Annotated in this window: 16 protein-coding genes and 4 tRNA genes; 5 read left to right on the top strand and 15 right to left on the bottom strand. The window is 58.7% G+C overall.

The window, feature by feature from the left end:
• Positions 1 to 18: 18 nt before the first annotated feature.
• Both cysS and BUE38_RS15750 read right to left on the bottom strand, forming a co-directional pair.
• Positions 19 to 1,425: a cysteine--tRNA ligase gene (gene cysS, locus BUE38_RS15755; RefSeq protein WP_073436199.1), complete on the bottom strand. Its 1,407-nt coding sequence runs from the start codon at positions 1,423 to 1,425 to the stop codon at positions 19 to 21.
• A 1-nt stretch (position 1,426) separates the two neighbouring features.
• Positions 1,427 to 3,106 (bottom strand): glutamine--tRNA ligase/YqeY domain fusion protein, encoded by a 1,680-nt coding sequence (locus BUE38_RS15750; protein ID WP_073436198.1) that lies wholly within the window; start codon positions 3,104 to 3,106, stop codon positions 1,427 to 1,429.
• A 183-nt stretch (positions 3,107 to 3,289) separates the two neighbouring features.
• On the opposite strand from BUE38_RS15750, the gene BUE38_RS15745 reads away from it, so the two are divergent.
• Both BUE38_RS15745 and BUE38_RS15740 read left to right on the top strand, forming a co-directional pair.
• A complete protein-coding gene (locus BUE38_RS15745) occupies positions 3,290 to 3,790 on the top strand; it encodes a peptidylprolyl isomerase (RefSeq protein ID WP_073436197.1) in 501 nt (166 codons plus the stop codon).
• A 79-nt stretch (positions 3,791 to 3,869) separates the two neighbouring features.
• Complete coding sequence (locus BUE38_RS15740) at positions 3,870 to 4,643, top strand: UDP-2,3-diacylglucosamine diphosphatase (RefSeq protein WP_073436196.1); 774 nt, start codon at positions 3,870 to 3,872, stop codon at positions 4,641 to 4,643.
• A 6-nt stretch (positions 4,644 to 4,649) separates the two neighbouring features.
• On the opposite strand, the gene BUE38_RS15735 is transcribed toward BUE38_RS15740, so the two are convergent.
• From BUE38_RS15735 to BUE38_RS15680, 13 genes are all read right to left on the bottom strand, one after another.
• On the bottom strand, positions 4,650 to 5,675 hold the full coding sequence (locus tag BUE38_RS15735) for a CobW family GTP-binding protein (protein ID WP_234987064.1): 1,026 nt from the start codon (positions 5,673 to 5,675) through the stop codon (positions 4,650 to 4,652).
• On the bottom strand, positions 5,651 to 5,845 hold the full coding sequence (locus BUE38_RS22660; protein ID WP_143166357.1) for a hypothetical protein: 195 nt from the start codon (positions 5,843 to 5,845) through the stop codon (positions 5,651 to 5,653). The genes BUE38_RS15735 and BUE38_RS22660 overlap by 25 nt, the downstream gene beginning before the upstream one ends.
• Positions 5,846 to 5,882: 37 nt before the next feature.
• Positions 5,883 to 8,189, bottom strand: a complete 2,307-nt coding sequence (locus tag BUE38_RS15730; RefSeq protein ID WP_073436194.1) for a putative bifunctional diguanylate cyclase/phosphodiesterase — start codon at positions 8,187 to 8,189, stop codon at positions 5,883 to 5,885.
• 224 nt (positions 8,190 to 8,413) lie between these two features.
• Complete coding sequence (locus BUE38_RS15725; RefSeq protein WP_073436193.1) at positions 8,414 to 10,234, bottom strand: SurA N-terminal domain-containing protein; 1,821 nt, start codon at positions 10,232 to 10,234, stop codon at positions 8,414 to 8,416.
• A 244-nt stretch (positions 10,235 to 10,478) separates the two neighbouring features.
• The gene (gene hupB / locus BUE38_RS15720) at positions 10,479 to 10,751 is read right to left on the bottom strand and encodes a nucleoid-associated protein HU-beta (RefSeq protein ID WP_073436192.1); all 273 of its coding nucleotides are present in this window, start codon (positions 10,749 to 10,751) and stop codon (positions 10,479 to 10,481) included.
• Between the two features lie 177 nt (positions 10,752 to 10,928).
• Positions 10,929 to 13,337, bottom strand: a complete 2,409-nt coding sequence (gene lon / locus BUE38_RS15715; protein ID WP_073436191.1) for an endopeptidase La — start codon at positions 13,335 to 13,337, stop codon at positions 10,929 to 10,931.
• Positions 13,338 to 13,498: 161 nt separating this feature from the next.
• Positions 13,499 to 14,785: an ATP-dependent Clp protease ATP-binding subunit ClpX gene (gene clpX, locus BUE38_RS15710; protein WP_073436190.1), complete on the bottom strand. Its 1,287-nt coding sequence runs from the start codon at positions 14,783 to 14,785 to the stop codon at positions 13,499 to 13,501.
• Between the two features lie 80 nt (positions 14,786 to 14,865).
• Positions 14,866 to 15,486 carry an ATP-dependent Clp endopeptidase proteolytic subunit ClpP gene (clpP, locus tag BUE38_RS15705; RefSeq protein ID WP_073436189.1) on the bottom strand — a complete coding sequence of 207 codons (621 nt, stop codon included), beginning with the start codon at positions 15,484 to 15,486 and terminating at the stop codon, positions 14,866 to 14,868.
• A gap of 71 nt (positions 15,487 to 15,557) precedes the next feature.
• Positions 15,558 to 16,904, bottom strand: coding sequence for a trigger factor (tig, locus tag BUE38_RS15700; protein ID WP_073436188.1), 1,347 nt, complete (start codon positions 16,902 to 16,904; stop codon positions 15,558 to 15,560).
• Between the two features lie 317 nt (positions 16,905 to 17,221).
• Positions 17,222 to 17,296: transfer RNA gene (locus BUE38_RS15695), tRNA-His, on the bottom strand.
• A gap of 51 nt (positions 17,297 to 17,347) precedes the next feature.
• Positions 17,348 to 17,422, bottom strand: a tRNA-His gene (locus BUE38_RS15690).
• 77 nt (positions 17,423 to 17,499) lie between these two features.
• Positions 17,500 to 17,576: transfer RNA gene (locus tag BUE38_RS15685), tRNA-Arg, on the bottom strand.
• A 67-nt stretch (positions 17,577 to 17,643) separates the two neighbouring features.
• Positions 17,644 to 17,720: transfer RNA gene (locus tag BUE38_RS15680), tRNA-Pro, on the bottom strand.
• A gap of 566 nt (positions 17,721 to 18,286) precedes the next feature.
• On the opposite strand from BUE38_RS15680, the gene folD reads away from it, so the two are divergent.
• The 3 genes from folD (at position 18,287) to mtnN (ending at position 20,524) form a co-directional block, all read left to right on the top strand.
• Positions 18,287 to 19,156, top strand: a complete 870-nt coding sequence (gene folD, locus BUE38_RS15675) for a bifunctional methylenetetrahydrofolate dehydrogenase/methenyltetrahydrofolate cyclohydrolase FolD (protein WP_073436187.1) — start codon at positions 18,287 to 18,289, stop codon at positions 19,154 to 19,156.
• Between the two features lie 122 nt (positions 19,157 to 19,278).
• Complete coding sequence (locus BUE38_RS15670) at positions 19,279 to 19,746, top strand: S-ribosylhomocysteine lyase (protein WP_073436186.1); 468 nt, start codon at positions 19,279 to 19,281, stop codon at positions 19,744 to 19,746.
• Between the two features lie 37 nt (positions 19,747 to 19,783).
• Positions 19,784 to 20,524, top strand: coding sequence for a 5'-methylthioadenosine/S-adenosylhomocysteine nucleosidase (mtnN, locus tag BUE38_RS15665; RefSeq protein ID WP_073436330.1), 741 nt, complete (start codon positions 19,784 to 19,786; stop codon positions 20,522 to 20,524).
• Positions 20,525 to 20,532 lie beyond the last annotated feature (8 nt).

Here is a 20,532-nt window from a genome sequence, read left to right as displayed (position 1 = left end):
GCCTGGCTGGGCCCACCGCTACGATCCACCACTACGATCCACCACCCAACTGGTCCCCTCTCGGGAATCCTTGAGAAGGATCCCGTTGGCCGCCAGCTCATCACGGATGCGATCGGCCTCAGTGAAATCACGCGCCTTCTTGGCCTCGGCTCGGGCGGCGATACGCGCCTCGATCTCATCCTCGCTGAAGGCCAGTCCCCCAGCAGCACCCTTGAGAAAGGCATCAGGTGCCTGCTGCAGCAGTCCCAGCACGGCGCCCAGGCGCTTGAGTTCACGGGCCAGTACCTCCGCCTGGCTGCTGTCCTCCTGACGTACACGATTGAGCTCACGAGCCAGATCGAACATCACCGATAATGCTTCCGGCGTATTGAAGTCGTCATCCATGGCGGCAGTAAAGCGCGCTGCATAATCGCCGGGGCCAACCTCCAGGGTCTCCCCATCCGTGACTTCGACACCTTCCAGAGCCGTGTAGAAACGCTCCAGAGACTTGCGCGCTTCATTCAATGATGACGGCGCATAGTTGATCGCACTGCGATAGTGGCTGGCCACCAGCAGATAGCGCACCACTTCGGGGTCGTGCTGTTCGAGCACTTCACGAATGGTGAAGAAGTTGCCCAACGACTTGGACATCTTTTCACTGTCGACACGCACCGCACCCGCATGCATCCAGGTGTTGACGTAAGTCTTCCCGGTGGCCGCTTCACTCTGGGCAATCTCGTTCTCATGGTGCGGGAATGTCAGGTCCGGTCCGCCACCGTGGATATCGAAGGTCTCCCCGAGGCAGCAGGTCGACATCGCCGAGCACTCAATGTGCCATCCCGGGCGGCCTTCCCCCCAGGGAGACGGCCAACTGGCCTCGCCCGGCTTGGCCGCCTTCCACAACACAAAATCCAACGGATCTTCCTTGTGCTCATCGACGTCGATACGAGCACCGGCACGCATGTCATCCAGGTCACGATTGTTGAGCTTGCCGTATCCTTCGAACTTGCGCACGCGATAATAGACATCGCCATTATCCGCTGCGTAGGCGTAGCCCTTGTCGATCAGGGTGGTGATCATGGCGGTGATCTCACCGATATGCCCCGTGGCCCGCGGCTCATGATCCGGACGCAGGACGAACAGCCGTTGTTCATCCTCGTGCATGGCGGCAATCATACGCTCGGTGAGGTCGCTGATCGTTTCACCGTTCTCCTCGGCGCGGCGCAGAATCTTGTCATCGATGTCGGTGATGTTGCGCACATAGGTTACATCGAAGCCACGCTGACGGAGATAACGGGTGATGACGTCAAACGCCACCATCACTCGGGCGTGACCAAGATGGCAGTAGTCATAGACGGTCATACCGCAGACATACATGCGCACCTTGCCCGGCTCGATCGGAGTGAAGGTTTGTCTGGTACGAGTCAGGGTGTTGTAGATCTGCATGTCAGCCCTTCTTCTGGATCTTGGCCCAGCTGTCCTTGAGGCCCACGGTGCGGTTGAACACCAGATGGTCGGGACGGCTCGCGTGACGGTCGGCACAGAAATAGCCAACGCGCTCGAACTGGAAACGATCCTCCCCCCGGGCATTGGCCAGACTCGGCTCAGCGACACCGTTGACGGTCACCAGCGACTCCGGGTTAAGGTGTTCGAGGAAATCCGCATCCTTGTCCTTGTCGGGCTGCTCGACCATGAACAGGTTGTCATACAGACGCACCTCAACCGGCACACCGTGCCGAGCGCTGACCCAGTGGATCACGCCCTTGACCTTGCGGCCCTCCGGGTTTCTGCCGAGGGTGTCCAGGTCGACGCTGCAACGCAGCTCGACAACCTCACCGTCGGCATCCTTGACCACTTCATCACAGCGGATCACGTAGCTGTTGCGCAGACGTACTTCCTTGCCCGGCGCCAGGCGGAAGAACTTCTTCGGCGGCTCTTCCATGAAGTCATCACGATCAATCCACAGCTCACGGTTGAATGGCACCTTGCGCAGCGGCATGTCCTCCCGCGCCGGATGTCCCGGCACCTCGTAGACCTCTTCATGGTCTTCGGCAATGTTGGTCAGCACCACCTTCAACGGTTTGAGCACACACATGGCCCGAGGAGCGTTGTCTTCGAGATCCGAGCGAATGGCATGGGTCAGCATGGCAATCTCGACCAGACCGCCATCGGCACGAGTCACTCCGATCATCTCGCAGAATTTGCGAATCGATGCGGCGGTATAACCGCGACGCCTCATCCCGGAGATGGTCGGCATACGGGGGTCATCCCAACCATCGACGATACCGTTGTCAACCAGCATCCTGAGCTTGCGCTTCGATGTCAGGGTGTAGTTGAGGTTGAGTCGTGCGAACTCGATCTGACGCGGAGTGGTCGGCACCGGAAGATTGGCCAGGAACCACTCGTACAGCGGCCGATGATCCTCGAACTCCAGGGTACAGACCGAGTGGGAGATGCCTTCAATGGCATCCGACTGCCCGTGAGTGAAATCGTACGACGGGTAGATCTTCCACTTGTCACCGGTCTGGTGGTGGGAGGCGTGACGAATGCGATACAGGATGGGATCGCGCAGATTGATGTTCGGCGATGCCATATCGATCTTCGCCCGCAGCACTTTCTCCCCCTCGGCGAACTCCCCTGTGCGCATGCGCTCGAGCAGGTCGAGGTTCTCCTCGACACTGCGCTCACGATAAGGACTCGGTCGTCCGGGCTCGGTGAGAGTTCCGCGGTATTCACGAATCTCATCGGGCGACAGATCGTCGACATAGGCCTTGCCTTCGCGAATCAGGTGCTGCGCCCAGGCATAGAGCTGATCAAAGTAGTCGGAGGCGTAACGCACATCCCCGGCCCACTCGAATCCCAGCCAGTGAACATCTTCCCTGATCGCGTCGATATAGGCCTGCTCTTCCTTCGCCGGATTGGTGTCATCAAAACGCAGATGACAGTCACCACCGAATTGCTCCGCGAGTCCGAAGTTGAGGCAGATCGACTTGGCGTGCCCGATGTGCAGAAAACCATTGGGCTCGGGGGGGAATCGCGTCACGATCTTCTGCGACCGTCCGGCCTCGATTTCCTCGCTGATCTGATTGCGAATGAAATTCGGCGCGCTAGTGGTCTCGGTGGTCATGTTGATGGAACAACCTCTGGTGGTGGTCGAAGTGGAAGTCAGGACAAGTTATCTGTCCCAGCTTCGCGCCAGGAAGCAAAACCGCTATTATAGCGTCACGCCCCGGCACGGCGCCAAGCCATGCCAGACAACTTGTCAGCCCAGTTCCCCGGAACCGCTGAATATAACGACCAGGACTCGTCAATGATCATTCTGCAAACCAATTTTGGCGACATCAGTATCGAACTCAATCATGAAGAAGCCCCGGTAACAGCGGCCAACTTCGAGCAATACGTCCGCGACGGCTTCTATGATGGAACCCTGTTCCACCGTGTGATCAATGGATTCATGGTCCAGGGCGGCGGCTTCGATACCAACTTCGAGCAGAAGCCTACTCGCGCGCCGATCGAGAACGAGGCCGACAATGGCCTGAAGAATACCGTCGGCACCCTGGCCATGGCCCGCACCCAGGACCCGAACTCTGCTACCGCACAGTTCTTCATCAACGTCGGCGACAACGACTTCCTCAACCATACCGGCAAGAACATGCAAGGTTGGGGATACTGTGTCTTCGGTCGTGTCGTGGATGGTATGGATGTGGTTGATCGCATCAAGGAAGTGCCGACGACACGCCGCGGCATGCATGCCGATGTGCCCGCCGAGGATGTCATCATCGAACGCGCCTGGGTCAAGGAAGACGCCTGATAGTCGGCGACTCCAGCCCCTGCCGCCACACGCCCGCCACGCGGGCGTGTTTCGCCAGTTTCCCGCCAGATGAGCCGTTATGACCACTCTGCTGATATCCGACCTGCACCTGCATCCGGCCGCTCCCGAGATCACCGAAGGTTTCTTCGCCTGGTTGGAGCGTAACACTCAACGACCGGTGACCCTGTATATTCTCGGCGATTTCTTCGACGCCTGGATTGGCGATGACCTGATGGCCCTGGGAGCTCAGGACCCCACAGGCCACGCTGCCCTGGCCAATCAAGTCGCGGCACGACTGCGTGCTGCCAGCGAACGCGGCTGCGGCATCTACCTGATGCACGGCAACCGTGACTTCCTGCTCGGCGACCAATTTGCCGAAGCGGCGGGTGCCGAGTTACTGCCTGAATCCTGCATCATCGAACTGGCCGGCAAACCGGTACTGCTGATGCATGGCGACAGTCTGTGTACCCGCGATGAAGCCTACATGGCTTTTCGCGCCCAGGCTCGCAACCCTCAATGGCAGGCTGGTGTACTGGCGATGCCGATTCCCGAGCGTCTCGCGCTGGCCCAGCGCATGCGCGAACAGTCTGGCGAGGCCAACAGCACCAAGGCCGAAGACATCATGGATGTCACTTCCGAGGAAGTGGTCCGCGTGATGCAGGAGCACCAGGTGAACACCCTGATTCACGGCCACACTCATCGCCCAGCCGTGCACCCGGTGGAACAACTCGATGATGAACAGGCAGTGCGATTTGTTCTCGGCGACTGGTCCCGCGAGCACGGCTGGGAAATCCGTGCCGACGACACCGGGATCGAGCTCAGTAGATTCGTCTTCAGTGAAACGAACGACTGACAAGGGTCAGTCCTCGATCACTCCTGTACGACAGGCCTGAAACCTGGCAACCAGGGCCTCGCTATCCAGAACGAGGTCCTCCGGCCAGAGAATCTCGATGCGTGAGTCCCTTCGCCACGGCGTGCCTTCAGCCTTCAACGGTCCATCTCCATTGTTGAGGATTCGCCAGCCCTGCCCCGCGTGGATCACCGCTTTGATGCGACAGCCTTCCGGCAGGGCTTCCAGCGCTGACGACAGGTGCTGCAGGTCAAACCGCTGCGCGGGATGCCAACGTAGCCCGAGAGTGTGATAGCCCAGGGCCGTGCGCCGCTGAACCCTGGTTTCTCCGGGTTTCGGCATCACATCCATATCAAGCGTCAGCATCGGCGCGCCAGCCATTGCAAGATCCGGCAGAGGATGGTCAACAGCCCTCGACGGTATGTCCCCGACACGGGACGAAGCCCCCAGCACTCGCTCCATCGGCAACTTGCCACCCGTCACCCATTCCACCCACTGCAGTGGTGGCCAACGGCGCTCCAGCCACTCATCCGCTGAACGCAGTTGCTGCGGTGTGGCCAGGTCCGTCTTGCTGACAACCAGCGCATCAGCCATCGCCAGCTGGTCCCGAAAGGTCTGGTTCTCGAGATAACGCGAGTCGGACAGCCGACGTGGATCAAGCAGCGTGATCATTGCACGCACGTCGAGAACCGGGGCCAGATCCTGATCCTGCAGCACCTCCAGCAACCCGGCAGGGTGACCCAACCCGGATGGCTCGATCAGGACACGGTCCGGCCGATGACGGCGAATCAATTGCACCAGCGTCATCTTCAATGTCACGGCAAGCTGGCAGCACAGGCAGCCTCCCGGCAGTGCCTGGACGACGATATCCGACGCATCAGGCAGCATGGCCTGATCGATACCCGCTTCGCCGAATTCATTGATGAGTACAGCCCAGCGCTCGGCAGCTGGCTTGTGGTCGAGCAAGTGGCGAATAAGCGTGGTCTTGCCACTGCCCAGAAAACCACTGATCACATGGCATGGAATTGACGGCACCGACGTTCTCCTGAGCACGAGACACAAGAATACCAGTTGCAGGACAGTCGTCGATTATTAACATGGCAATCAAATAGCTCATCCTGATCGATTTGATTGTCGTCCGCACCCCACTGGCGCAGTCTCGCGACGGCCGGATGGCCGACGGCGACACATTCCTGTGCCGCCATTAACCCAACATGAAAGCATGCCGGGCTCATACCTGATTTACTGATCGCCGTCCTCTCCATTGTGAGAGGATGCGGCGAGTTGAGTCCGACTGGTTGCCGTATGTACATGAGTGACGAGCCCAGCCTCCGGATAATGCCAAAGGTATCCCTGTCCGAATTCACACCCGAGAGAATACAAGATCCCCGCCTGCTGCCTGGTTTCCACACCTTCACTGATGACGTCTACCTTGAGCACTTTCGCGAGTTGAACAACAGCCATGATGACCGCCTTGCACATGCTGTCATTGGCAATATCGGCGACAAACTCGCGATCAAGCTTGAGTACGTCAACTCGATAGCGATGCAGGTTCGATAGTGATGCATAGCGGCTGCCGAAGTCATCGATCGCAATTCGATAACCGGATTCGCGCAGGCTACCGATTCGTTCACAGGCTTCACTGTCCACCAATGCCGCTTCTGTGATCTCGAGACGAACATGGTCAATCAAGCTCTTGTGGGCATCAGCCCACATCAGTAATTCATTGATAAATTGGGGTGAGCGGAGCTGTCTTGGCGAAAGGTTGATTGACAGGCTGAAGCGCTCGGGAAGCAATACCTCAGCGGTGATCAATTCCGCGACGGCATGCTGGAATACCCAGTCACCCAGCGCATGGATATGGCCGTGACCTTCGGCAATCTCGATGAATTCGGCAGGACTGACGTTTCCCAACTGTGGGTGTTGCATCCGGCATAGTGCCTCGGCTCCCACTACCTCTCCGGTGGCAATATCAACAATGGCCTGATAGTGCAGTTCGAGAACCTCATCCAGATCGCCCTTCAGGGCACCTAGAATCAATGCCCGGCGCTTGAGGTCGAGTTCGAGTGCCTCGTCGTAGACCACAACACGATCACCGCCTTCGTGCTTGGCCTGGTATTGTGCCATATCAGCAAGACGCATCACCTCAGAGAGCACCTTCGACGGACTCTCGGCTGAGGAAGCCCATGCCTGCTGCGACAACTCTGCCCTGGCGAGACCAATGCTCGCCGAGGCACGGACACTGACCCCATCAATGACGAAGGGTTGCGAAAACACACTTTGGATATCCACTACCCGCCTTGCGTCCTGCTCCCTTGCGGAAAGCACAATGGCGTACTCATCGCCACCGATGCGCGCTACGGCAACTGCGTCAGAGGCAGCGGCCGTCAAACGCTGGGCCACCTGGCGCAGCAGATCGTCTCCGAATGCATGACCGTTGAGGTCATTGAGCAACTTGAACTGATCAACATCGAGGTAGACCAGAATGAATGCCTCGCCTGGACGCGCGGCAATAGCCTGTTTGAGTCCTCGAAGGTTCAACAACCGAGTCAGCGGATCGGTGCAGGCCCGAAGCTCACTATGGGCCCTTGCGGCAGCGAGAGAATCCATGGTGTGGCGGATCCTCAACACCAGCAATGCGACAGCACCGCCGACAAGAGTCAGCATCACCACCACGGCCCCAAGCGAAATGACCCCAGTGAAGAATACGCCCAGGAACGGCAGGACAACCGCAATGCCAATGGTCGCACCACTGGCCGGGTTCCACCCATGACTACGGTTCGCCGCACCCCCGTCCAATTCGAGCATACTGGGATGCAGCGCTGCTGCCATCCAGGTCAGCGATACCAATGGCGCGACGTCAAAGATGGCAACCTGCAGTGCATTGGACTCGGAGTATGCCAGATAGCCTACCCCATCGACGACGATATCCAGCCCTACGGCGAGAAACACCAGCCGGGCGGCAAGGCCCCGAAAATGATGGCTGTAAAGCAGCGCTACCAGAAGGCCGCTCTGAACCACATACCCCAGTGGCGCCACCAGCGCGAAAGCCGCCTTCTCGAAAGTCGAGTCGCCATGCCCCCAACCCGGCGAGACGGAAACATGGAAATGAAATGCGCCAACCGCCAGGACCACCACCGATGCCTCCAGCCACACATCGCTGTTGGCCAGCACACGACGCGTAATGGCAAACGCCAACAACGCCCCAACGATGGCACAAGCCTGGAGAAGAACGATAACGAGGACCAACCAGTCCTGGTAGGGAAGAATACCGAATCGAAGCAACGGACGTGCGGCGTACAGTGCCGACATTGCCGCCAGCAGAATCCAGGGAATGCAATGGCGTGGGCGATAGCGAGCGACCCCGACCAGAATACCCAGCGCTCCGAGCACTCCTGCAAAACCCCGAACAGCAAAATGAAGATCAAGTGCCGTGTCGTACGTCTGCCCGAACGTAACAAGGATAGCCACGAGGTATACAAGCAACGCAAACACCAGCAACAACCAGTATGCCGTGCCGCCGGGCGCAGCGTGCTCATCCGTATCCATCACCGCCCCCTGTGCCAAAACATTCGTTCTGAAAGCACAAGATAGGGCACAGCAAGCATACCTGGCCAGAGCAGCCCTGCCCGTTCACCCCTCATTCAATGCCGGGATGATTGAACCGGCACAGACAAAGGAGGTCGTGCGTTTCCGACATGCCAGATAACGGCAAGGGGCGTCAGATGGCGCCCCTTGCCGTTGAGTCGTTCGACCCCTTACACGAGTCCCGCCTACTGGCGTTCGATATCGCCGGTCTGCTGCAGATATTCGACCCAGCCCTGCACTGCACTACGACGACGAACCTGCTCACCCATGTTGGTGAACAGAGAGTCGATCTGCTCATTCGACTCGCCCTGAGCCACCTCTTCGAGAGCTATCAGGCTGACCTGATCGCCATCCACTGCGCGACCATAGACCACGGCGTCCGGCTCGGGATGAGGCAAGCGGAAGGCAGCCTGCATCACAGTGTCCGGCAACTGGGCCTGCTGGCGGGTGACATCATCAGCTCGCTGCCATTCGATATCTGGTGTCTCACCGCTCTGCAGCTGCGCGATACGCTCCTCGGCGAGAGCCAGCAACGCCTTGCGCGTCTTGTCATTCTGCACCGCCTCAGTCACCTGATCCTTGACCTCCTCCAGCGGCAGAGTCGTGGCTTCACGATGGTCAGCCACACGCAGCACCAGACGACGGTCATCGTCGAGTTCAATGACTTCGCTGTTATAGCCATCCTCGAGCACTTCAGAACTGAAGGCCGCATCCATCACGCCCGGCTCGGAAAGCACGCCCTCCTCGCCGTCACGACCGACCCAGTCACTGTTCTGGAGTTCCAGTCCGAGGTCATCCGCGACACTCGCAAGGTCGTCCGCCGCATAGCTTTCATCGATCAACTGCTGGGCCTTGTCATTGAAGGTACTGGCAACCTGGCTCTCGGCCAGTTGCTGGCGCAGTTGATCCCGCACTTCCTCGAAGGGCTGCTGGGTGATGGACGTGACCTTGATCAGGTGCAGGCCGTTGTCGGTTTCAACGACATCCGAAACATCACCTTCACCGAGTGCAAAGGCCGCATCATCAAATGCCGGCAGCCCCAGGCTGCCACGTACCAGCTCGCCCATATCACCGCCGTTGTCGGCACTACCGACATCGTCGGAGTATTCGGCAGCCAGATCAGCGAAGCTGTCGCCTTCCGCCAGACGATTCTTCACCTCGTCGATGATCGACATGGCTTCCTCTCGGCTGCGGTCTGCGCCAAAAGTGACCATGATGTGCGACACCGTGCGCGGGGCCTCAGCCTGCTGGCTGTCCCAGGCAGCACGCAGCTCGTCCTCATCGACCGTGACGTCATCCACCAGTGACTTGCGATCCAGCATCACATAATTGATCTTGACCTGCTCCGGGCGCTGGAACTCCTGCTGGTGCTCGGAATAATACGCCGACTCTTCCGCGTCGCTGACTTCCACCGGTGACTCGAGGTCAGCGGCTATCAAGGTGTGGTAGCGGAAGGTGCGTGCCTGGGTCTGTAACTCGATCAGACGTTGCTGCTCGCCGGGCAGGCCGAAATCACTGGCCGCCAGACCCTGCTGAACCTGCTGATTCAATAAGTCCTGACGCAGCTGGCCGCGGAATGCCAGAGGCGTGTAGCCCATCTGCTGAAGGCGCAGCTGATACAGCTGACTGTCGAACTTGCCTTCGTCGTTATGGAAGTCCGGCAGGTTGACGATCATCTGATCCAGCTGCTGGTCGGACATCGCCAGACCACCGTCTTCTACGTAGCTGTTCATCAGCCGCTGGACGATCATCTGGTCGAGCACCTGGCCGCGCAGTTGACGCTCCTGCTCCGGCGGCACCTGACCGCTGCGGATGGCCCTCTGGACCGTTCTCTCGACCTCCTGACGGTTGATCGACTGGCCATTGACCTTGGCTACCTCGTCGCCAGACTGCCCGAACAGGCCAATCAGCGACTCCACACCGAACAGCGCCAGGGCGATGACCACGGCTCCAATGATTACCTTGGCGATCCAGCTCTGGGATCGATCACGAATACTCTGCAGCATGAACGCCTCTGCGAAAGGGGTTGATTCGGGTCGCGCCACATTATACGTCATGTGCTCGCGACTGCGACCGCATCCAGCTCACGAATCCCGGTGACCGACAAATGCGGCGGACTCTCCAACGCCATCAACTCATCAATGACGTCTACCGGGTCACGAAAAAGGCGCACCGCTCAAGCGATGCGCCTTTCAGGAACCGACCTCGATACCGCCTGAGGTCGGTCGAGCCAACAGGGACAGAATTCCCTTAGTTGACAGAGTCCTTCAGAGCCTTACCGGCCTTGAAGCTGGGCACCTTGGCTGCCTTGATCTGGATCGGGTTGCCGGTCTGCGGGTTACGACCAGTACGGGCGGCACGCTCCTTGACAGAGAAAGTGCCGAAACCGACCAGAGAAACACTATCACCTTTCTTCAGGCTATCGGTGACAGACTGAACCATGGCGTCCAGTGCACGAGAAGCGGCGGCTTTCGGAATATCGGCAGACGCAGCAATGGCATCGATCAGCTCGGACTTGTTCACACTTCACCCCTTGACTGTTACGGATATTGAAACTAAACAGCGATTATTCCTGCCGACAGGCACGATCGCAGCATGGCGATAGTTTATAGCAATGCGGCGAAAGACCTGTCAAGCAACCTTCCTTGCTAATCCGCATGATGACGGCTTTTTCCGACCGACATCATGACGAAAAAGTCACTAGTGTGTACTGACCATTGAGTGAGACGACGTGGAATCGGAGGCCAGGGAATCTTCTGATTTTGCCTCGGGCCTTGCCGACAAGGCCACCTCGAGCACCTCATCAATCCAGCGTACAGGATGAATCTTCAATGCATCCTTGATATTTTCCGGAACTTCCTTGAGATCTCTACGGTTCTCTTCCGGTATAAGCACAGTCTTTATACCACCGCGCCTGGCCGCCAGCAATTTCTCCTTGAGCCCACCAATCGGCATGACCTCGCCGCGCAGGTTGACCTCACCGGTCATGGCCACGTCACAGCGCACGGCACGGCCAGTGTAGGCTGACACCATTGCAGTCACCATGGCAATACCGGCACTGGGACCATCCTTGGGTGTTGCCCCTTCCGGAACGTGGATATGAAGGTCTTCCTTCTCGAAGCGCTCCGGATCCACGCCCAGTGACTCAGCGCGAGCACGCACCACTGTCTGGGCCGCACTGACCGACTCCTTCATCACGTCGCCCAGCGACCCGGTCTTGTTGAGTCGGCCCTTGCCAGGGGTCACCACCGACTCGATATTGAGCAGTTCTCCCCCCACGGATGTCCAGGCAAGACCTGTCACCCGCCCAACCTGATCCTGTTGGTCGGCCAGGCCGTAACTGTAGCGACGCACTCCAGCATAGGCTTCAACGTCCTCGGCCGCCAGCGCTCCAGGCGCCAGCGCGCCTTCCTTGCTTTCCTTCTCGAGACGCTCACGCAGCACCTTACGGCAGACCTTGGCAATCTGACGCTCGAGCTCACGTACCCCCGCCTCACGAGAGTAGTAGCGAATCAGCTCCAGCAGCGCATCCTCTCCGAAATGCAGCTCATCATCCTTGAAACCGTTGGCCTTGAGCTGTTTGGGAACCAGATAGCGCGTGGCAATGGCCAGCTTCTCGTCCTCGGTATAACCGGGGAGTCGGATGACTTCCATACGATCCAGCAATGGCCCGGGAATGTTCATCGAGTTGGCGGTACAGATGAACAGGGTCTCCGACAGATCGTAGTCCAATTCCAGGTAGTGGTCACTGAATGCGTTGTTCTGCTCGGGATCCAGCACCTCGAGCAACGCCGAGGCCGGGTCCCCGCGGTGATCCATGCCGATCTTGTCGACCTCATCGAGCAGGAACAGCGGATTCTTGACGCCAGCCCTGGCCATGCGCTGAATCGGCTTACCGGGCAGCGATCCGATATAGGTACGACGGTGGCCACGAATCTCGGACTCATCACGCACACCACCCAATGCAAGGCGCACATACTTGCGGTTGGTGGCTCGGGCGATGGATTTGCCCAATGAGGTCTTGCCGACGCCTGGCGGTCCCACCAGACAGAGAACCGGTCCCTTGAGCTTCTTCACGCGCTTGTGCACAGCGAGGTACTCGAGAATGCGCTCCTTGACCTCATCCAGGCCGTAGTGATCCTCGTCGAGAACCTGCTGCGCATGTACCAGATCATGCTTGACCCGAGTACGCTTCTTCCAGGGCACCGATACCAGCCAATCGAGGTAGGAACGAACCACGGTGGCCTCGGCCGATGACGGCGACATCATGCGCAGCTTGCCGAGTTCCTGATTAGCCTTGTCGGCAGCTTCCTTCGGCATACCGGATTCATTGATCGCCTGTTCGTACTTGTCAGCCTCGTTGGGAACATTCTCCAGCTCACCCATTTCCTTCTGGATGGCCTTCATCTGTTCGTTCAGGTAATACTCGCGCTGGGATTTCTCCATCTGGTCCTTGACCCTGGAGCGAATGCGCTTCTCTACCTGAAGCAGGTCAATCTCGGCCTCGATCAGCGCCATCAGGTGTTCGACACGATCGCGCACGCGATCCATCTCGAGCAGTTCCTGCTTGTCGCCGATGCGCAATGAAAGATGCGCACAGATGGTGTCCACCAGCCGGCTAGGATCCTCGATGCCGGCAAGCGAGTTCAGTACCTCGTTGGGTACCTTCTTCGACATCTTGACGTACTGCTCGAACTGATTGAGCAATACGCGAACCAGAGACTCCTGCTCACGTTCGCTGAGCGGCTCGCTGGCACGCAATACCACCCTGGCCTGACTGTAGCCTTCTTCAACGATATCAATCTGGTGAATGTCGGCACGCGACTCACCTTCGATCAACACCTTCACCGTGCCATCAGGCAGTTTGAGCAGCTGCATGATCTCGGCAACGGTACCGATCGAGAAAAGGTCTTCGTTGTCTGGGTCGTCCTTGCTTGCCTCACGCTGTGCCACCAGCAGCACTCGCTTGTCGGCTGCCATGGCGGCTTCCAGCGCCTGGATCGACTTTTCTCGACCGACGAACAGCGGGATTACCATCTGCGGGTACACCACCACATCACGCAGTGGCAAAAGGGGCAGACTCAAGGTCGATTCGGCGTTCTGCTGCATCGCAGACGTTCCTCAAACATAGCGGATGAATCCCTCAGGAATGGGGGCATTCCAGAGGCATTACAAGGGTGGGCTCACCCTGGCGACTATTGGCGGGCCTGCAAGACAAGGGGCCGCATATGCGGCCCCTTGTCTGGCGTCGCAGATCAAGAGCGACAGAATCAGCCGTCGGTACCGTCGACGCGTGGCTGCTCTTCCGCTTCCTGCTGGGAGTAGATCAACAATGGTTCGCTTTCTCCCGCAATCACCGTGCCATCGATCACCACCTTGGAAACGCCCTCCTGAGAGGGGATCTCGTACATGGTGTCGAGCAATACCGACTCGAGGATCGAACGCAGGCCGCGAGCACCGGTCTTGCGTTTCATCGCCTTCTTGGCGACGGCACGCAATGCATCCTCACGGAAATCCAGCTCGACATCTTCCATCTCGAAAAGGCGAGAATACTGCTTGACCAGTGAGTTGCGCGGCTCAACAAGAATCTGGATGAGAGCTTCCTCGGTCAACTCGGTCAGCGTCGCGATGACTGGCAAACGCCCGACGAACTCGGGGATCAGGCCGAACTTGACCAGATCTTCCGGTTCGACATCGAGCAGCAGCTCACCAACGCCACGCGTCTCGTCCTTGCTCTTGACCTCGGCATTGAACCCGATACCGCCCTTCTCGGCACGATCACGGATCACCTTGTCCAGCCCTGCGAAAGCACCACCCACAATAAACAGGATATTGCTGGTATCGACCTGTAGGAATTCCTGCTGCGGGTGCTTGCGGCCACCCTGAGGTGGCACTGAGGCCGTAGTGCCCTCGATCAGCTTCAACAGTGCCTGCTGTACACCCTCGCCGGACACATCGCGTGTAATCGAGGGGTTGTCCGACTTGCGTGAGATCTTGTCGATCTCATCGATGTAGACAATACCGCGCTCGGCCTTGTCCACGTCATAGTCACACTTCTGCAACAGCTTCTGAATGATGTTCTCGACATCCTCGCCCACGTAACCCGCTTCAGTAAGCGTGGTCGCATCAGCGATGGTGAAGGGAACATTGAGCAGACGCGCCAGGGTCTCGGCCAGCAGAGTCTTGCCGCTACCGGTCGGGCCAATCAGCAGAATATTGGACTTGCCAAGTTCGACTTCGTCCTTGCTGCTGTGACGCAGACGCTTGTAGTGATTGTAGACAGCCACCGACAGCACCATCTTGGCGCGGTCTTGACCAATCACATAATCATCCAGGGTGTGCCGAATTTCGCGCGGAACAGGCAGACGCTCCTCATCGCTCTCGGCATCGGCATCGAGAACTTCCTCGCGAATGATGTCGTTGCACAGATCGACACACTCGTCGCAGATATATACGGACGGGCCGGCAATCAGCTTGCGCACTTCATTCTGGTTCTTGCCACAGAATGAGCAGTACAGCAGCTTGCCGTTGTCGTCCTTGCCTTTGCCGTCGGCCATTCGCGTACCTCTCTGGCAGCGGCGGCCCCCTCAGGGGCCACCGGGTAATCGGTAATCAGCGCGTGGAAACTACCACGCTATCAGGATGCCGGACGCTTATCCAGCACCGCATCGATCAAGCCATACTCGGCTGCCTGGGCACCGCTCATGAAGTTGTCACGATCAGTATCCCGGGCAATGGTCTCGATATCCTGGCCGGTATGATGGGCAAGAATATTGTTGAGCTTCTCGCGAATCCCGAGGATCTCGCGGGTATGGATCTCGATATCGCTGGCCTGGCCCTGGTAACCACCCAACGGCTGGTGAATCATCATCCGCGAGTTGGGTAGACAGAAACGCTTGCCCGCTGCACCGCCCGCCAGCAGCAACGCTCCCATACTAGCCGCCTGACCGATACACAGCGTCGAGACATCAGGCTTGATGAACTGCATGGTGTCGTAGATGGCCATACCGGCAGTCACCGCACCACCGGGAGAGTTGATATACAGGTGGATATCCTTGTCCGGGTTCTCCGACTCGAGGAACAATAGTTGAGCCACCAGCAGATTGGCCATGTGGTCTTCTACCGGGCCGACAAGGAAGATCACGCGCTCCTTCAACAACCGGGAGTAGATATCGTAGGCGCGCTCGCCGCGTGCGCTCTGCTCGACCACCATGGGCACCAGACCACCTGCGGCGCGAATGTCGAATTCATTGCTCATGGGAGATGTCCCTGCTTACGGTGAATGGGGAAGAAACAAGGGGCTGATCGACCGACCAGCCCCGAGTGATATCAGGCTTGCTCGCCGTCTTCCTCTTCGGCGTCGTCACCTGACTGCTGCTGAGCCGCAGCCAGCGCCTGCTGATAGGACATTTCCACGTCCTTGACAGCAGCCTGTTCGAGCAGTTTCTCTACCGCCTTTTCCTCGAGCAGTGCAGACTTGACCTGAGTCTTCATCTGATCGTTGCCCATGTAGTACTCGACAACCTGTTCAGGCTGCTGGTACTGCTCAGCGAGCTGCTCGACACGCGCCTTGATCTCGTCGTCGCTGGCATCAAGTTCATTGGACTTGATCACTTCGGCGAGCAGAAGACCAACCTGAACACGGCTGCGCGCCTGCTCGGCAAACAGCTCGTTGGGCAGTTGGCTGACATCAAAGTCCTCGCCCAGACCGAACTGCTGAGCCGCCTGACGCTTGAGACCGTCCGTTTCCTGCTGGATCAGTGCCTGCGGAACCGGGATGTCGTTGGCGTTCTTCAGTGCCTCGAGCACCTGCTGCTTGACACGGTTCTCGATAGCCTGAGTGGCCTCGCGAGTCATGTTCTTGCGTATTTCGGCACGGAAGGCTTCAGCATCACCGTCCTCGACACCGAACTTGCTGATGAACTCGTCATCCACTTCCGGCAGCTGCTGGCCCTTGATCGCGTTGACCTTGACCTTGAAGGTAGCTTCGTTACCGGCAAGCTGCTCAGCCTGGTAGTCCTCGGGGAAGGTGACCTTGATCTCCTTGTCCTCGCCGGCGGTGGCACCAACCAACTGGTCCTCGAAGCCGGGAATGAAGCTGCCGGAGCCCAGCACCAGGTCATGGCCTTCGGCACTACCGCCCTCGAACGGCTCATCGCCCAGGAAGCCCTGGAAGTCGATGTTGACCTGATCGCCATCCTCGGCGGCACGCTCGACTACCTGCCAGTCGGCGTTCTGCTTGCGCAGCGTCTCGATCATTTCCTCGACATCAGCATCGCTGATTTCAACCACCGGGCGCTCGACCTCAGTACCTTCGACGGAGGCCAGCTCGATCTCCGGATAGATTTCCAGAATGGCGGTGAACTCGAGATCCTTGCCTGCCTCATTGACGTTGGCTTCGATCTGCGGATAGCCAGCCGGGTTGAGCTTTTCGTCGGTGATGGCGCGCACATAGCGCTCACGCATCACCTCGCCCACGACCTCGTTGCGCACTTCGCTGCCATAGCGCTGACGAATCACCGACATCGGCACTCTGCCCTTGCGGAAGCCGTCGAGACGGACATTTTTGGCGGCTTCCTGGAGACGGGCGGCCACGGCCTCATCAATCTCGGCGGCCGGCACCTGCACATTGATGCGGCGTTCGATCTGGGAGGTCGTATCGACGGAAACTTGCATGAATAATCCTCTACCGACTAGGGCGTACTGGAAAGACGTATAAACATCAAAGGAGTGATTTTATGAATCCTGTGAGGCACTGGCAAGCGCCGTACCGCGGAACATGGGGGCGCACTCACATATTACAAGGGCCGAAAGGACAGAAATCAGTTGAACGGCACTATAATAGTGGCCGAAATCAATGCCAATGAATACCGCTGGGAACACCGAAAGGCGCACCTGACACCATACTGGTGTTCCGGCACGACAAGGGGAAATGGATTCAGGAGAAAATACTTTGAGAACAAGCTGGAATAGTCTACGAAAGAGAGAGGAAATGGGGTGGATGATGGGGATCGAACCCACGACCACCGGAGCCACAATCCGGGGCTCTACCACTGAGCTACATCCACCATAACCTCGAGCACTGCCTGATAACGGTCAACGATGTCACGAAACATGAATGGGGTGGATGATGGGGATCGAACCCACGACCACCGGAGCCACAATCCGGGGCTCTACCACTGAGCTACATCCACCATTGCATATTCCGCGCACTTCTCGCTGCCACGCTTACGCAGCACCGCTTCGCCCCTGCCTGTCGCATGCCAGCAGATGGCACGCCCAGCAGGACTCGAACCTGCAACCTACGGCTTAGAAGGCCGTTGCTCTATCCGGTTGAGCTATGGGCGCATTCTACAAAACCGAACGCCTGACCACAACTCTCGATCAAAAAATCTTCTGACCAAACAACAAGTTGTGGTCGGGGTGGAGGGATTCGAACCCCCGACATCCTGCTCCCAAAGCAGGCGCGCTACCAGACTGCGCTACACCCCGCCGGCTTGCTGCACGACACCTGGCGAACCGATGACTGGCCTCACCAAGCGCTGCGTATTCTACGGAACTTTGCCCTGTAGTCAAGCACATGTAGAAATTTGTTTGCTGGGGCCAGGGGTTAGCGGAAGCCAGCTACGAGCTACGAGCTACGAGCTACGAGCTACGAGCTACGAGCTACGAGCTACGAGCAGTATGGTGCCGCCCCATGGATCACAGACAACCCCAGCCACGTGTGGCGAGCTGCCCAGTGCCAACCTGATGATTACGCGCCTTGGCTCAGGATTCGGGGTTCGGGGTTCGGGGTTCGGGGTTCGGGGTTCGGGGTTCGGGGTTCGGGGTTCGGGGTTCGGCTCGAGCGTAGCGTGCTCGCAGCTCGAAGCTCGTGGCTGGGTTTACCTGCTCGAGCGTAGCGTGCTCGAAGCTCGGCGCTCGTAGCTGAGGTTCAGGCTCGGGGCTCGTTGCTGGGACGTTGCCCTTTGCCTGAGCGTGCGCTCATGCGAAAATCACTTCCCCCGATTCTTCTTCACCCTTTTTTTCTGATCTACCGACACTGTCGAGGGAAGCTGATGACCGCCCAACTGATTGACGGCAAATCCATTGCCGCCTCTGTCCGCCAGCAAGTCGCACGCCAGGTTCAGGCCCGGCGTGACGCCGGAGGCCGTGCTCCCGGGCTGGCCGTGGTACTGGTTGGCGAGGATCCTGCCTCCGAGGTCTATGTACGCAACAAGCACAAGGCCTGCGAGGAAGCTGGTATCGCCTCGGTCAAGCATACCCTCCCGGCGACCACCTCCCAGCAGGAGCTCGAGGACATGGTCGACCGCCTCAACGCCGACCCGGCAATCGACGGCATTCTGGTACAGCTGCCGCTGCCGGAGCATCTCGATCCCCGCCCTATTCTGGAACGGATTCTGCCCAGCAAGGATGTCGACGGCTTCCATCCCTACAACCTCGGTCGTCTCGCTCAACGCCTGCCCCTGCTGCGTCCCTGCACACCAAAAGGGGTAATCACCCTGCTGCAGCACAGCGATATCTCGGTACGCGGGCTCAATGCCACCGTTGTTGGCGCGTCGAACATCGTCGGTCGCCCGATGGCTCTGGAACTGATGCTGGCCGGCTGCACCACAACCGTCTGCCACCGCTTCACCCGCGATCTGGAAGAGCATGTACGTCGTGCTGAATTACTGGTCGTGGCGGTCGGTAATCCAGGGCTGGTAAAAGGTGAGTGGGTCCGCGAAGGCGCCATCGTCATCGATGTGGGCATCAACCGTCAGCAGGATGGCCGCCTGGTGGGCGATGTCGATTTCGACGATGCCGCCCAGCGGGCCAGCCACATCACCCCAGTACCAGGCGGCGTTGGCCCGATGACCGTGGCCTGCCTGCTGGAGAACACTCTGATGGCTGCAGAGATCCATGACGGCAAGCATTCACCGGAATGACAACGGGTGCGACGCGCTGAAGCATTGAGTAGAATAGCGCCCCTTTTTCAGGGGCTGATCAGCGCGTCCCAGCCTCCCCCTTGCACTTTGCATAGCTCACTCCTTCCTCGCGAGGCCCCAGCATGAGCGACAAGAAGATGAACGTCGAAAGCTTCAACCTGGATCACACCAGGGTCAAGGCGCCCTACGTTCGCCTGGCAGATATCAAGACCGGCGAAAATGGCGATCGTATTCACAAATACGACCTGCGCATCTGCCAGCCCAATCGTGAGCACATGGAAATGCCTGCTCTGCACTCCCTTGAGCACCTGATGGCCGAGCTGTCTCGCAACCACTCTGACAAGGTGGTGGACATCAGCCCGATGGGCTGCCAGACCGGCTTCTATGTCGCCATGATCAACCATGATGACTATGACGATGTGCTGCGCCTGATCGAGAGCACTCTCCAGGATGTACTCAGCGCCACGGAAGTGCCTGCGTGCAACGAAGTACAGTGTGGATGGGCCGCCAGCCACAGTCTCGAGGGCGCTCAGCAGCTGGCACGCCAGTTGCTGGACAAGCGCAATGAGTGGACTCAGGTATTTGCCTGAGCCAACCCCCCAGGAGATTCAGGAGACCCCGTCGTTGATCAAGCGTATCGGCATCATTGGTGCCATGAGCCAGGAAGTTGCCCAACTGGCCGGGCAGATGGAAGACGTCACCACTCGCACGCATGTTGGCTCGACCTTCCACGTGGGTCGCCTGCATGGCGTCGAAGTCATTCTGCTGCAGTCCGGAATCGGCAAGGTCAACGCCGCCATCGGCGCCACTCTGCTGCTGGACAACTATCAGCCTCAGGCCATCATCAACACCGGCTCCGCCGGTGGATTTGGTGAGGGACTGAGCATCGGTGATGTAGTGGTATCCAGCGAAGTGCGCCACCACGATGTGGATGCAGTGGTGTTCGGCTACGAGCACGGCCAGGTACCCAATATGCCGGCAGCTTATCTGCCGGATGAGCGTCTGGTGCGAATGGCGCGCGAGAGCGTTGAGGCCATGAATGAAGTCAAGGTAGTGGAGGGGTTGATCGCCACCGGTGACGTTTTCATGGCCTGCCCGGATCTGGTATCACGTACCCGCAACCGCTTTCCCACCATGCTTGCCGCCGAGATGGAAGCTGCTGCCATCGCCCAGACCTGCCATCTCTATGGCTGCCCTTTCGTGGTCATCCGTGCCCTGTCGGACATCGCCGGCCAGGGCGACAACCACTTATCCTTCGAGGCATTTCTCGAAAAGGCCGCAGACCACTCCAGCCGCATGGTCAGCGCCATGGTTGCCCGCCTCGCCAACACTACCCAGCACCAGGAAAACAGCCTGCACCCGGCCTGATTCCGATC

The organism is Halomonas cupida (assembly GCF_900142755.1).
GTDB classification, from domain to species: domain Bacteria; phylum Pseudomonadota; class Gammaproteobacteria; order Pseudomonadales; family Halomonadaceae; genus Halomonas; species Halomonas cupida.
This window is presented reverse-complemented; position numbering and strand designations above follow the sequence as displayed.

Bases quoted from the DNA above. Each gene is read 5' to 3' on its own strand.
- cysS (WP_073436199.1), bottom strand. From the start codon at position 1,425: ATGCAGATCTACAACACCCTGACTCGTACCAGACAAACCTTCACTCCG.
- BUE38_RS15750 (WP_073436198.1), bottom strand. From the start codon at position 3,106: ATGACCACCGAGACCACTAGCGCGCCGAATTTCATTCGCAATCAGATC.
- BUE38_RS15745 (WP_073436197.1), top strand. From the start codon at position 3,290: ATGATCATTCTGCAAACCAATTTTGGCGACATCAGTATCGAACTCAAT.
- BUE38_RS15740 (WP_073436196.1), top strand. From the start codon at position 3,870: ATGACCACTCTGCTGATATCCGACCTGCACCTGCATCCGGCCGCTCCC.
- BUE38_RS22660 (WP_143166357.1), bottom strand. From the start codon at position 5,845: ATGGCGGCACAGGAATGTGTCGCCGTCGGCCATCCGGCCGTCGCGAGA.
- BUE38_RS15730 (WP_073436194.1), bottom strand. From the start codon at position 8,189: ATGGATACGGATGAGCACGCTGCGCCCGGCGGCACGGCATACTGGTTG.
- BUE38_RS15725 (WP_073436193.1), bottom strand. From the start codon at position 10,234: ATGCTGCAGAGTATTCGTGATCGATCCCAGAGCTGGATCGCCAAGGTA.
- lon (WP_073436191.1), bottom strand. From the start codon at position 13,337: ATGCAGCAGAACGCCGAATCGACCTTGAGTCTGCCCCTTTTGCCACTG.
- clpX (WP_073436190.1), bottom strand. From the start codon at position 14,785: ATGGCCGACGGCAAAGGCAAGGACGACAACGGCAAGCTGCTGTACTGC.
- clpP (WP_073436189.1), bottom strand. From the start codon at position 15,486: ATGAGCAATGAATTCGACATTCGCGCCGCAGGTGGTCTGGTGCCCATG.
- tig (WP_073436188.1), bottom strand. From the start codon at position 16,904: ATGCAAGTTTCCGTCGATACGACCTCCCAGATCGAACGCCGCATCAAT.
- folD (WP_073436187.1), top strand. From the start codon at position 18,287: ATGACCGCCCAACTGATTGACGGCAAATCCATTGCCGCCTCTGTCCGC.
- BUE38_RS15670 (WP_073436186.1), top strand. From the start codon at position 19,279: ATGAGCGACAAGAAGATGAACGTCGAAAGCTTCAACCTGGATCACACC.